Origin of the sequence: Streptomyces odontomachi, assembly GCF_024435355.1 — a bacterium.
Lineage (GTDB): Bacteria > Actinomycetota > Actinomycetes > Streptomycetales > Streptomycetaceae > Streptomyces > Streptomyces odontomachi.
Genome location: NZ_JAMJWG010000012.1, coordinates 87,248 through 99,750 on the forward strand (window position 1 = coordinate 87,248; position 12,503 = coordinate 99,750).

12 protein-coding genes are annotated in these 12,503 nt (G+C 70.1%); 3 read left to right on the top strand and 9 right to left on the bottom strand.

The genetic code is table 11. The features are described 5' to 3' along the window. Positions 1-104 precede the first annotated feature (104 nt). Together NQO67_RS23880 and mctP are read left to right on the top strand one after the other, a co-directional pair. Entirely contained in the window at positions 105-422 is a 318-nt protein-coding gene (locus tag NQO67_RS23880; RefSeq protein WP_255952255.1) for a DUF3311 domain-containing protein, read from the top strand. Then, positions 419-2,041 carry a monocarboxylate uptake permease MctP gene (gene mctP, locus NQO67_RS23885; RefSeq protein ID WP_255952431.1) on the top strand — a complete coding sequence of 541 codons (1,623 nt, stop codon included), beginning with the start codon at positions 419-421 and terminating at the stop codon, positions 2,039-2,041. Before NQO67_RS23880 ends, mctP begins: the two co-directional genes overlap by 4 nt. A gap of 91 nt (positions 2,042-2,132) precedes the next feature. Here mctP and NQO67_RS23890 read toward each other — a convergent pair whose 3' ends face one another. The 3 genes from NQO67_RS23890 to NQO67_RS23900 form a co-directional block, all read right to left on the bottom strand. Beyond that, positions 2,133-3,503 (bottom strand): bifunctional albaflavenone monooxygenase/terpene synthase, encoded by a 1,371-nt coding sequence (locus NQO67_RS23890; RefSeq protein ID WP_255952256.1) that lies wholly within the window; start codon positions 3,501-3,503, stop codon positions 2,133-2,135. Next, positions 3,500-4,510, bottom strand: a complete 1,011-nt coding sequence (locus tag NQO67_RS23895; RefSeq protein WP_255952432.1) for a terpene synthase family protein — start codon at positions 4,508-4,510, stop codon at positions 3,500-3,502. The genes NQO67_RS23890 and NQO67_RS23895 overlap by 4 nt, the downstream gene beginning before the upstream one ends. A 454-nt stretch (positions 4,511-4,964) precedes the next feature. Then, the gene (locus tag NQO67_RS23900; protein ID WP_255952433.1) at positions 4,965-6,293 is read right to left on the bottom strand and encodes an aminotransferase-like domain-containing protein; all 1,329 of its coding nucleotides are present in this window, start codon (positions 6,291-6,293) and stop codon (positions 4,965-4,967) included. Positions 6,294-6,463: 170 nt separating this feature from the next. On the opposite strand from NQO67_RS23900, the gene NQO67_RS23905 reads away from it, so the two are divergent. Further along, entirely contained in the window at positions 6,464-7,246 is a 783-nt protein-coding gene (locus tag NQO67_RS23905) for an alpha/beta fold hydrolase (RefSeq protein WP_255952434.1), read from the top strand. 78 nt (positions 7,247-7,324) lie between these two features. Here NQO67_RS23905 and def read toward each other — a convergent pair whose 3' ends face one another. The 6 genes from def to NQO67_RS23935 form a co-directional block, all read right to left on the bottom strand. Then, positions 7,325-7,993 (bottom strand): peptide deformylase, encoded by a 669-nt coding sequence (def, locus tag NQO67_RS23910; protein ID WP_255952257.1) that lies wholly within the window; start codon positions 7,991-7,993, stop codon positions 7,325-7,327. 151 nt (positions 7,994-8,144) lie between these two features. Next, positions 8,145-9,125, bottom strand: a complete 981-nt coding sequence (locus NQO67_RS23915; RefSeq protein ID WP_255952258.1) for a tetratricopeptide repeat protein — start codon at positions 9,123-9,125, stop codon at positions 8,145-8,147. Between the two features lie 381 nt (positions 9,126-9,506). Further along, a complete protein-coding gene (rsrA, locus tag NQO67_RS23920) occupies positions 9,507-9,824 on the bottom strand; it encodes a mycothiol system anti-sigma-R factor (protein ID WP_255952259.1) in 318 nt (105 codons plus the stop codon). Beyond that, positions 9,821-10,486 (bottom strand): sigma-70 family RNA polymerase sigma factor, encoded by a 666-nt coding sequence (locus NQO67_RS23925; RefSeq protein ID WP_255952260.1) that lies wholly within the window; start codon positions 10,484-10,486, stop codon positions 9,821-9,823. The genes rsrA and NQO67_RS23925 overlap by 4 nt, the downstream gene beginning before the upstream one ends. A gap of 364 nt (positions 10,487-10,850) precedes the next feature. Then, positions 10,851-11,501 carry an alpha/beta hydrolase family protein gene (locus tag NQO67_RS23930; protein ID WP_255952261.1) on the bottom strand — a complete coding sequence of 217 codons (651 nt, stop codon included), beginning with the start codon at positions 11,499-11,501 and terminating at the stop codon, positions 10,851-10,853. Between the two features lie 161 nt (positions 11,502-11,662). Next, a complete protein-coding gene (locus NQO67_RS23935) occupies positions 11,663-12,430 on the bottom strand; it encodes a M50 family metallopeptidase (protein WP_255952262.1) in 768 nt (255 codons plus the stop codon). Positions 12,431-12,503 lie beyond the last annotated feature (73 nt).

A 12,503-nucleotide genomic window follows, 5' to 3' on the forward strand; every position in this document is an offset into this window, starting at 1 on the left:
ATGCGGACTGGGGTTCCCTCGTGCAGGACCGTCGCTTAGATTTCCTGCGCATCACATGCGATCAACCATGTCCCCCGATGGTCGACGAGCCGACGGAGCCCCGTATGCCAGGTCCAGACGTACCCGAAGTGAGCAGGCCGGTCGTGACGCCGGCCCGCGTGGTCATTGCCCTGTGTCTGATCGCCCCGTTCGTGGCGATGCTCTGGGTCAGCTCCTACGCGAAGGTGGACCCGACCTTCATCGGCATCCCCTTCTTCTACTGGTACCAGATGCTGTGGGTGCTGATCTCCACGGCGCTGACCGGCACCGCGTACAAGCTGTGGCAGCGGGATCAGAAGGCCCGCCGTAGCGCGGCCGGCGCGGGCGCGGCGCGCGCCGAGGGCACCAAGGGCACTGCGGGCTCCGACGGGGGTGACGCCTGATGGGTGGCGTGAACGGTGTGGCGCTCGGCGTCTGCATCTTCTTTTTCCTGGCCGTGACGGTGATGGGCTTCTGGGCGGCGCGCTGGCGCAAGGCCGACAACGCCCAGAGCCTCGACGAGTGGGGGCTCGGCGGCCGCTCCTTCGGCACCTGGGTCACCTGGTTCCTGCTCGGCGGTGACCTGTACACCGCGTACACCTTCGTGGCCGTGCCGGCGGCGATCTACGCGACCGGTGCGGCGGGCTTCTTCGCGGTGCCGTACACGATCATCGTCTACCCGTTGATCTTCACCTTCCTGCCCCGTCTGTGGTCGGTCTCGCACCGGCACGGATACGTCACCACCTCGGACTTCGTGCGGGGCCGGTTCGGCTCCAAGGGTCTTTCGCTGGCGGTCGCGGTCACCGGCATCCTGGCCACGATGCCGTACATCGCACTCCAGCTCGTCGGCATCCAGGCGGTGCTGGACGTGATGGGCGTGGGCGGCAGCGGGAACTGGTTCGTGAAGGACCTGCCGCTGTTCATCGCGTTCGCGGTGCTGGCCGCCTACACGTACTCCTCCGGCCTGCGGGCGCCCGCGCTGATCGCGTTCGTCAAGGACGCGCTGATCTACCTCGTCATCGCGGTGGCGATCATCTACATCCCGATCAAGCTGGGCGGCTTCGACGACATCTTCGCCAAGGCCGGCCACGCCCTGTCCCAGCCCGGCCCGGTGCCCGGCAAGCCGAAGGGTGCGCTGGCCCCGAACTCCGCCGGGACCTGGGGCTATGCGACGCTCGCACTGGGCTCGGCGATGGCGCTGTTCATGTATCCGCACTCGATCACCGCCACGCTCTCCTCGCGCAGCCGCAACGTGATCCGCCGCAACACCGCGATCCTGCCGCTGTACTCGCTGATGCTGGGCCTGCTGGCGCTGCTCGGCTTCATGGCGATCGCCGACGGCGTCAACGTCAAGAACGGCCAGCTGGCGATCCCGCAGCTGTTCGAGAACGTCTTCCCCGACTGGTTCACGGGTGTCGCGTTCGCCGCGATCGGCATCGGCGCGCTGGTGCCCGCCGCGATCATGTCCATCGCCGCGGCGAACCTGTTCACCCGCAACATCTACAAGGACTTCCTCAAGCCGGACGCGACCCCGGCGCAGGAGACCAAGGTCTCCAAGCTGGTCTCGCTGCTGGTGAAGGTGGGTGCGCTGGTCTTCGTGCTCACCATGGACAAGACCGTGGCGATCAACTTCCAGCTGCTCGGCGGCATCTGGATCCTCCAGACGTTCCCCGCGCTGGTCGGCGGCCTGTTCACGCGGTGGATGCACCGCTGGGCGCTGATCGCCGGCTGGGCGGTCGGCATGGTCTACGGCACGCTGGCGGCCTACGGTGTGGCCAGCCCGACCCAGAAGCACTTCGGCGGCAGCTCCGACGAGATCCCCGGCATCGGCGAGATCGGCTACATCGGCTTCACCGCCTTCGTGCTGAACGTCCTGGTGTCGGTGGTGCTCACGGTGATCCTGCGGGCCGTGAAGGCCCCCGCGGGCGTCGACGAGACCTCGCCCTCCGACTACACGGCGGACGTCGACGACCCGGGTGTCGAGCCCGAGTTGCCGCCGGCCACGGCGGGTGCCAGTCACTGAAGTCCACGCGATCGCCGCACATGACGACGGCGGGTCGCCGGGGTTCCTCCCGGTGACCCGCCGTTTGTCGTGGACGCGGGCCGGTGGTGGCTCAGCGCCGTTCGACTCGCATCAACGGCCGCTTGGGGTGCAGCGTGATGCCGATCTTCGCCGAGGTGTCCGTGCCGGTGACCGGAGTCAGTCGCCAGCGGGGCATGATCGTGCCGAGGATGATGGCGAATTCGGCCATACTGAAATGATCACCGGGGCATTTCCGATTGCCGGTGCCAAACGGAATCATCGCCGCCGCCGAGAGTTCCCCCGCCCTTTCCGGAAGCCAGCGATCCGGATCGAACTCGAGAGGGTGCGCGAACGACCGCTGATCGCGCTGCATTGCATACGTGGAGTACACGATGTCGGCGTTGGCCGGAATGGCATACCCGCCCAGCTCGGTTTCGGTCACCGAGCGGCGGGTGAGAATCCACGGCGCGGGACGTATACGCAACGCCTCGGTGATGACATTGCGGGTGTGCGCGAGCCCGCCGATGTCGGCGAAACCGACCGGCCGGCCGCCGGTCGCCACCGCCACCTCCTCGACCAGCCGGCTTTCCTGGTCGCGGTGTTCGGCCAGCAGGCAGAGCGTCCAGGTGAGGCTGGACGAGACGTTCTCGGCGCCCGCGACGACCAGGGAGACCAGGTGGTCGTGGATCTCCCGATCGCTCAGCGGTGCCCCGGTCTCGTCCGTCGCCTCCAGCAACATGCTGATCAGGTCCTGCGGCTTCGCGCCCGAGGCGTGCCGCTCGGCGAGGATCTCGTCGACGAGCGCGTGCAGATGGGCGAGCGCCTTGGCGAAACGCCGGTTGGCCGGGGTGGGCAGCCGGTAGAACGGTCCGACGGAGAGCACCATACGGCGGTAGAGGCCCTCGAAGACGGTGTGCAGCGCATCGCTGACGGCATCGGCCTTCTGGGCGATCGAGTCGACCTCGAGCAGGGAGCGGGAGATGATGCGCACCGACGTGCGGAACATCTCGGCGCCGATGTCGACGGTGTCGCCGTGCTCCCAACGCGCCACGGTGGCGCGCGCCTCCTCCTCCATCACGGCCGCGTAGTCGGCGATCCGCTCCGCACGGAAGGCCGGCTGCATCATGCGGCGCTGACGGCGGTGCGGTGCGCCGTTGCTGGTCGCCACCCCCTTGCCGAGCAGCACCTCCAGGGTCTCCCAGAGCGGGCCGCCGACCTCGTAGTCGGGGCTCTTCAGCAGCTGTCCGACCAGCTCCGGGTCGCACACCGCGTAAGCCGTCTTCGGGCCGAGTCGCAGGCGGACGAGGTCACCGTCGTCACGCAGCCGGGCGAGGAAGGCCAGCGGATCGCGCACCAGCTTCCACGCATGCCCGAGCAGGGGAACGCCGCCGCCGGCGTACGGCGGCGTCAGCAGCCGCTCCCGTTCGGTGGCCGGGGCCTGGGCTGCGGTGTCGGCGCTCATCTCTCACCTGCCGGGTCGCTGATGTACGGAGGGGTGGAGCGGTCGTCCCAGGTGTCCACGCGGTAGCGCCCCGACTCGTGGTGGAACCAGTACACCGAGGAGAACCAGTTCCGCATGTTGAACAGGCAGCCGCGTAATCCGGCACCGAGCGCATGTCCCGCTTCGGTCCCGTCCTCGGCATCGTCGGCCATTTTCAGAACGTCACGTTCGGCGGCCAGGAATTCCGTGATACGCGATATCGTCCGGCGCCGCACTTCCGTGACGGCTGCCTCGAGTGAAAGGCCCTCGTGGTGAATAAGGCTGATCCCCAAATTGTGGACCTCGTCCCCCGCAATTTCCTTGGGCAGTGAGCAGAGGTCGTTATACCAGGCCGAGAAGTCCTGCGACGCCAGTGCGGCCTTCCGGTATTCGGGTCGGCGGCGTATGGAATCCGGGAGCTCCCGGCCGGCGGCGAGTTCCAGGAGATCGAGCCATACCCAGTGGGCGAAGGTGTGCCGCCGGAGAGCTATGTAGGCGTCGACGCCGGGCACCGTGCCCGTGCGGCGGTTGGCGAACTCCCGGTCGTACGCCTCGATCACGGCGTGGAAGTGCTCGGCGAAGCGGGCGTTCCAGGCCGGGCCGAGATGGGAGAAGAGCCGCATCACGCACTCGGAGAAGGCTGCGACCAGCGGATCCTCGTGCCGCAATGCCGACTCGGGGGCGTCCAGGGCGGCGTGCAGCCGGTTCCGCAGCACCCGCCAGGAGGCCACCCGGCCGTGCACGGCCTGCCGGTCGTGCCGGTCGTCCCAGACGAAGAACCAGGTACTGAAGTCCGCGATCGCGGCGACCACCTCGTCGGCCGCACCGACGTAATAACCGGCGACCAGATCCGTGTAGCACAGCGCGTCGGCATATCGGGCCACCTTGTCGGCGGACATGAGCCGCTTTTCCACCAACCAGGACCTAGCTCTCTGTTGAAGCTCTGGCCAGTACTCATGTCGATGCCGCGGGAACTCCGCCTCGATCATCGGCAGTCGTAGCGCGCCCGGCACGGAAACCTCCACCGTGGCAGCCGGCGCCGCCCGCGCCGTCCGAGACGGGCCATTTGGGAAAGCAGCCACCAAAACCTCTCTCACCGTCTGCCGACGCGAGCGCCTCCCCCTGATACCAGGCGCGCGCCGGTGCGTATCCCCGCGCATTCCATTCAGCACTACCGGCACGCATCAGGGAATAGATTCGGCGCATCTGCCAGGTCGAGATGCCGAGAACAATCGCCAGTTGACTCATTTTGATTGCCGAGTCCCCTGGCATATGCCGATGGATCTTGACAGACCCCTCGTTCCATCGTTGAACAAGCCATGCATGTCCGGCGTTTCGGACAGATCCGGAGAGGCGGGAGGATACCCGTTCGGACAGATCAAGCCGCCCGGGGATGGCTGCGGAAGCCCTCAGCATGGGGCGCCCGAGGTGTTACCTGAGGGGTTATTCGACAGCCGTGTCGTCAGGCGTGCTCCTGGCGAGCGTCGCGAGGGTGTCCAGGGCCGTGGCAAGGACCTCCTTCGCGGGTGCGGAGAGGGCGAGTCGTACGGCGTTCGGCGCGCGGCTCGGCGTGACGGCGAAGGCGGCGCCCGGTGTGACGGCGATGCCCCGGCGGGCCGCGGCGGCGACGAACATGTCGGCGCGCCACGGCTCCGGCAGCTGCCACCAGCAGTGAAACGCGCATGGATCGGCCTGGACGGCGAACTCGGCGAGGCTTTCGCGAACGATGGCCTGACGCGCGGCGGCGTCCTCGCGCTTGATCTTCTGGAGTCGGGTGGCGGCACCGTCGGTCATCCATCGGGTGGCGACGTCGGCCGCGAATCGGGAGGCCGTCCAGCCGCCCGAGCGCGCCGCGGAGGCGACCCGATCGGTGATCGCCGCCGGAGTGACCACGATGCCGACGGTCAGGCCCGGAGCCACCCGCTTGGACATGCTGTCGACGTGGATCACACGCTCCGGGGCGAGGGCGGCCAGCGGCGGCAGATCGTCCCGCAGGAACGAGTAGATCCCGTCCTCGATCGCGTACATGTCGAGCCCGTGCAGCAGCGTGACCAGCTCATGGCGCCGCCCCTCGGGCATGGTCACGCCCAACGGGTTGTGCAGGTTCGGCTGGAGGTAGACGGCGCGCAGGGGGCCGGCGGCGCGCAGGGCTTCGGGGATCAGGCCGAACCGGTCCATCGGCAGCGGGACCAGGGTGAGGTTGAGGCGCGTGGCGAAGCCCTTGACCAGCGGGTAGGTCAGCTCCTCCACGCCGATGCGTTCGCCCGCCGGGGCGATTGCCGCCAGTGCCGCCGCGATCCCCTGTCGACCGTTTCCGCAGATCAGCAAGGTGGCGGGGTCCGGTGACCAGCCGGCCCTGGAGAGCAGCGCCGCCGCCGCGTCCCGGATCGCCGGGGTTCCGGCGGCGCCGATCGGGGCGAGCGCCGCCGCCAGCACGTCGGGGCGCTGCATGCCGGCGAGGCTCTCCGCGAGGATCGCCGGCTGCTCCGGCGGCAGGGAGAAGTTCAGCTCCAGGTCCACCCGCGCCAGCGCCGGCTCGGACAGGGCGGGTTCGCCGTGCGGCGCCGACGCCCGGATGAACGTGCCCCGCCCGACCTCGCCGACGGCCAGACCCCGGCGGATCAGCTCGCCGTACACCCGGGCCGCCGTCGACGCGGCGATCCCGTGACTGCGGGCGAACCGCCGCTGCGGCGGTAGCCGGTCCCCTGCCCGCAGGTGACCGGTGGCGATCTGCTCGGCCAGCGTGTCGGCGATCCGCCGGTAGTCGTCCATGACACCCCTCCTGAATTGCACCGAGTGCATTATAAATATTGCACCGAAAATGTTCTGCTCATAGCATCGATCGGGTCAGCCTCTCCGAGAGCAAGGGGTGCCAGGTGGTCAGCGTTTCCCTCAGCGGGCGCAACGGGGTCCGTGGGGCCGACGAGGTCGACGGGCTCACGATCGGGTACGACGACGCCGGCCCGGACGGTCCCCTGCCGCTGGTCCTGGTCCACGGCCACCCGTTCAACCGGTCGATGTGGGCACCGCAGCGCGAGCACTTCTCCCGGGCAGGCCGCCGGGTGATCGTTCCGGACCTGCGGGGCTACGGGGAGAGCACGGTCGTCGCGGGCACCACACCGCTGGACGTCTTCGCCACCGACATCGCTGCCCTCCTCGACCATCTCGGCGTCGGCGAGGTGGTCCTCGGCGGGCTGTCCATGGGCGGCCAGATCGTCATGGAGATGCACCGGCTCTTCCCCGAACGGATCCGGGGACTGCTCCTCGCCGACACCACCGCGCAGGCCGAGACCCCGCAGGGCAGACGCGCGCGCAACGCCATGGCCGACCGGCTGCTGCGCGAGGGCATGTCCCCGTACGCGCACGAGGTGCTGTCCACCATGGTGGCGCCGGCCAACGTGCGCCGACTGCCCGCGGTCGCCGAGCATGTGCTGGGCATGATGCGGGGCACCTCACCGCAGGGCGCCGCGGCGGCGCTTCGCGGCCGCGCCGAACGCCCCGACTACGTCGAGACGCTGTCGCAGGTCGCCGTGCCGACCACCGTCGTGGTGGGCAGCGACGACGAGTTCACCCCGATCGACGACGCGCGCCTGATGCACAAGGTCATCCCTGGTGCCACCCTCGCGGTCGTCGAGGGTGCCGGTCACATGCCCAACCTCGAACGGCCTGCCGAGTTCAACCAGGCGCTGGCCGACCTCTTCGACTCGATCGACCGGAAAGGGTGAACGTCTGGGCCTGCCAGGGGCGTTCGCCTCCGTGCAGCGCCCGCCCGCTGGCCGACCACCGGCCCCGCCGGAGCGGGCTCAGTCGTTGGGGACGACGGGGTACCGCGGCGTGCCCTCCGCCATCTGACGCAGCGCGTCCTTCCGCTCCCGCTTGGAGAGCCGGTCGATGTACAGCGACCCGTACAGATGGTCCGTCTCGTGCTGGAGGCACCGCGCGAAGTACCCGGTGCCGCGCACCTTGATCGGGTTGCCCTTCTCGTCGAAGCCGTGCACCACCGCGTAGTCGGGCCGCGGCAGCGGCGCGTAGGCGGTGGGCACCGACAGGCACCCTTCGTTGGAGTCGTCGAGTCGCCGCTGCTCCGCGGGCAGTGACTGGAGCACGGGGTTGCAGACCACGCCGACGTGCCGGGTGTTGTCGTCGTCCGGGCAGTCGTAGACGAAGACCTTCAGGTCGACGCCGATCTGGTTGGCCGCCAGGCCCACCCCTTCCGCGGTGTGCTGGCTGGCGAACATGTCGTCGACGAGCCGGGCCAACTCGTCGTCGAAGGCGGTGACGTCCTTGCACTCCCTGTGCAGCACCGGGTTGCCGACGACCGTGATGGGCCGTGACGTGCCACGCTCGCGGGAGGCCGTCTCGCGCTCTTCGCAGTCCTCCGTGTCGATGACGAAGCCCTCGTCGTCGACGGGGAGCACCGCCGAGTCCGCGCCCGCCCCGGCCCGCTCCTGCTCAGTGTCCTGCTGCGCCATCTCTCGCCGTACGCCTTCCTCGAAACCATCTGGTGGGGTGCCGGTACAGCCTACGGGGCGCACGGCACGCACCGGTCGGGGATCCGCTTTCGCCGGTCGGGATCCGCTTCCGTCCGGGCCGTCGGGAAAGCGTGCGCGGTGTCGGCAGGCCTCAGCAGACCTCTTCGAGGTCCCGCCAGGCGCGGGAGTCCGGACTGTCCGCGACCCAGCCGTCCAGCAGCCCGCTGACCAGGGACGCGGGCGCCGCGATGCCGCACTCGCGCTCCGGCACCCACAGCTGCCCGTCGGTGCGGTGGCCGAGCGGCCCGGGATGGCCCGGCTCGCTGTGGTCATGCGGATCGAGATGGTCACCGTCGCCCTCGTCACTGGGCATCCGGCTCTCCGAGCACATCCGGCACAGCAACCGCACCGACGACGACCAGTCCTCCGCGGCGAAGCCCGCGTCGGCGGCCAGCTGCTCCAGGGCGTCCCGGTCGTCCTCGCTGGCGGCCTCCAGCAGCACCACCCAGGTCGGCACCGGGGAGGGCGCCCACAGCTCGATCTCGTCGAAGACCGGGTAGGCGTGCCCGGCGGCGGTGGTCCGCTCGCCGTGCGGCACGCCGTCGTGCAGCACCACCTCGCCCCAGCGGCGCCCGGACGACGGCAGTGGCACCGACAGCACCTCGATACGGGCCGGGTCGAGCCTGCGGCCCCAGACGACCTCCGCCTCGCCCTCCGGAGAGAGCCGGACGGCGGCGCTGCCCAGCTCCATCCCGAGCGGCTCACCGGCCCCGGCGGCACCGCCGGGCACCTTCAGCCCGTACGCCTGCCAGGAGCGGCGGGCCAGCGGCCAGTCCTGTAGTGCGGTGGCTGCGATGCCGACGTTCCACCAGTCGGGGGCGCCTTCTTCACGCTCCAGGAGGGCGACGGCGCGCAGTCCTGCGGCGCGCGCCTGCTCCCAGTCGTGCCGGAACTTGTGCAGCAGGGCGAGGTTGAACCAGGACTCGGACAGCGCCGGCTCCAAGTCGGCGGCGCGCGTGAGCAGGGCGCCCGCGTCCTCGTAACGGCCGTCACCGATCAACGTGAACGCACGGTCGGTGGCCTGCCGCCAGGAGGCGGAGGGCCGGTGCCGTCCCTTGCCGAAGATCCTCACGATTCCCGCCTGCCGTCTGGACCGGTGAACGGTGACCGGTGGCTCGGGGGAATGTCCCCCGCATCGCGCGGCCGACACGGCCCGCACCCCCGGAACACCTTCTCCTTCGCATCCAACCACGTACGGCCGGACAGCCGCTCATTACCCATGGGTTACCCAGCATCGAGCTCACCAGACGCGACCGGACCCTGTGGTTCCGGCCCGCTGTCACGGGGCGTGGACCACTTCTGTCACGGGGCGTGGACCACTTCCCGTGGCCGGTTGCCCCGGCGGGGGCGGCGTATGCGTACGACGGGGACGAAACACGGTGCGCAAGCGGCTGGTCACCGCAGGGGGGGGCTCATCAGGGCCGACGGCACCCGGTGCGGGGCAGGGCCCCGCTCAGCCGCCCTCCGCCGGTGCCGTCACATCCGCATCCGTGACGTCGCGGTCGGGCACCGCCTGCCCCGACCGGATCAGGTCGATGCGGCCCATCACCTTGGCCCGCAGGTCCGCGGGCACGTCGTCATGGCCGCAGCAGCGCTTGACCAGCTTCTTCACGGCCTTCTCCAGGCCGTACTTCTCGAGGCACGGCGAGCACTCCTCGAAGTGGTGCTCGAACTTGGTGCAGTCGGCGTCGGGCATCTCATGGTCGAGGAACTCGTAGAGATGATCCAGTACTTCACTGCAGTCCGTCTCGTGCGGCTCTCCGCAGCTCATGAGCCCGAGCCTTCCGTTCCGTTCGACTCTCCGGCGCCGGCCGGGACCAGTCCACGGTCCCGGGCGTAGTCCTCCAGCATGCCGCGCAGCTGACGGCGGCCGCGGTGCAGCCGGGACATCACCGTACCGATGGGTGTACCCATGATGTCGGCGATCTCCTTGTAGGCAAAGCCCTCTACATCGGCGAGATAGACCGCGATGCGGAACTCCTCGGGGATCGCCTGCAACGCCGCCTTCACATCGGAGTCCGGCAGGTGGTCGAGCGCCTGCGACTCGGCGGAGCGCAGCCCGGTGGACATGTGGGACTCCGCACGGGCGAGCTGCCAGTCCTCGATGTCCTCGGCGGCGCTGCGCTGCGGCTCACGCTGCTTCTTGCGGTACGAGTTGATGAACGTGTTGGTGAGGATGCGGTACATCCAGGCCTTGAGGTTGGTGCCTGCACGGAACTGGTGGAACGAACCGTAGGCCTTCGCGTAGGTCTCCTGCACCAGATCCTCGGCGTCAGCGGGATTGCGCGTCATGCGCAGCGCCGCCGAGTACATCTGGTCCAGGAACGCGAGCGCGTCCCGCTCGAAGCGGGCATTCCGCTCGGCAGGCGTCTCCTCGGGCTCTTCCGCCCCGCCGTGATCCGTTCCCGCGTCGGTCCCAGTGACCGGACCCACCTCCTCCGATGCCGTGGCGGAACCGAGTGTGGTCCCACTCGAATCGGAGAATAGTCGACCCTGGCCCCCCGGCGTTCGCACATAAGCTCCGGTGGGAGCCGGTGCCGCGGACTGCTTCGCGGCCTGCAGCACGGTCCACTCCAGCCCGGTCGTGTCCTTGCGGCTCGAGCAGGTGATCGAACCCATGCGGCGGACTCCTCTCGTAACGGCACCGTCGGCCGGTGCCACGTGCCTCACAACAGCACCTGGGGGCCCGTAATTCCCCGGGGCGATGCGGCGCGGCGCGCCGTGTGCGCCCGTACCCCGGACGAACGTCCTGGTGGTGTGGGTGTCGAGCGGTCGGCGCAGATCGCCGTGAGCGGAGTCACATCAATCCGGCGGTCCATCCCGTGACGGCGTCCGTGATGATCCGCAGGACGTCGTCCGGCCCGATCGAGGCCTTCTTGGGCACGGCGAAGCCATGGTCGGCGAACGGCACCACGACCCGGGAGTACGGACCGTCCGGGAACTCGGCGGGCTTGCCGAAGGGGTCGTTGCCGCCCTGCACGACGAGGGTGGTCAGGCCGGTGCCGAGCAGCTCGTCGGCGCGGGACCGCTCCGGCTTGCCCGGCGGGTGCAGCGGAAAGCTGAGCGCGAGCACGGCCGAAGCGCCCAGCTCGCGTGCGGTCCGGCAGGCGACCCGGGCGCCCGCGCTACGACCTCCGGCGATCACCGGCAGGCCGGGCTCGGCGAGCGCGGGCCACAGCCCCCGCCATGCCGTGTCCAGCGTCTTCGGTGCGGGTGCCAGCTTGCGGCCCGCCACCCGCCAGGGCTGCTCGACCAGCGCCACGCTCACCTCGTGCGCGGGGAGCCGTTCGGCCAACGCGGCCAGGTCGCGGGACTCGATGCCGCCCCCCGCACCGTGGCCGAGGGCCAGGACGAGACGGGGGCGGTCGGCCCGGTGCCATGTGATCCGTGCCTCGCCCGCGTCGGTGTGGACGGGCTGGATCTGCTGGGAGCCTTGGGTGGACGTCACATGCGTATCCTGCCGTGCCGCACGGGGCGCTCCCACCGTGACGCGCGAACACCCGCGCTCCCACGCCGTTGTACCTACGGGCGTACCGCCCCGTCACCGCGCACGCCCTCTCACCGCCCCGGGCGCCGCACTCCCCCTCGCACGCCGCTCGCACCTCCTCCTCACATCCCCAGCAGCCAGCTGCCCCCGCCCAGGAGCGAGCACACCGAGACGACGTGGAAGAGGAAGAGCCACAGGGCCGGCGGGACGTGGGTGAGGCGGGAGAGCTGGTCGGCGTCGGAGTCGCCGGCCTGTCCGCGGCGCCGCTTGGCCTGGAGTTCGAAGGCCGGCCGTACGCCGCCGAGCAGCAGGAACCACACCACCGCGTAGGCGAACGCGGCCTGCACCTGCGGGCCCGCAAGCCATGACACCACCAGGAACCCGCCGCCGGTGAGCACCACGGTCAGCACCCCGTAGGCGTTGCGGATCATGAAGAGCATCGCGATGAGCAGGGCGGTCGCCAGCCACAGGAAGGCGGTGATGTGCCCGGCTGCGAGCAGCGCCGCACCGCCGAGGCCGATCAGCGGCGGCGCGGTGTAGCCGGCCCCCGCGGTGAGGATCATGCCGGCACCGGTCGGCTTGCCCCGGCTCACCGTCAGCCCCGAGGTGTCCGAGTGCAGCCGTATGCCCTGGAGGCGGCGCCCGGTCAGCAGGGCGACGAGCCCGTGGCCGCCCTCGTGCGCGATGGTGATCGCGTTCCGGGCCAGCCGCCAGGCGCCGTGCGGCACGACCACGGCCAGCGCGAGCACGGCGGTGGCCAGCACCACCCAGGTGTCGGGGGGCGGCTGGTCGCCGAAGACCCGGTCCCACAGGGACGCGGCGGACGCGGACGCCAGGCCCGCCCGGACCCCTTCGGCGGCCGGGGCGGCGAGGCTGACCGTGCTGATCATGGAAGCGCTCCTCGGAGGGACGAAAATGGCGGTACGGCTGCGTTTGCGATGGTGGTAGACGGCGTATGGAGGG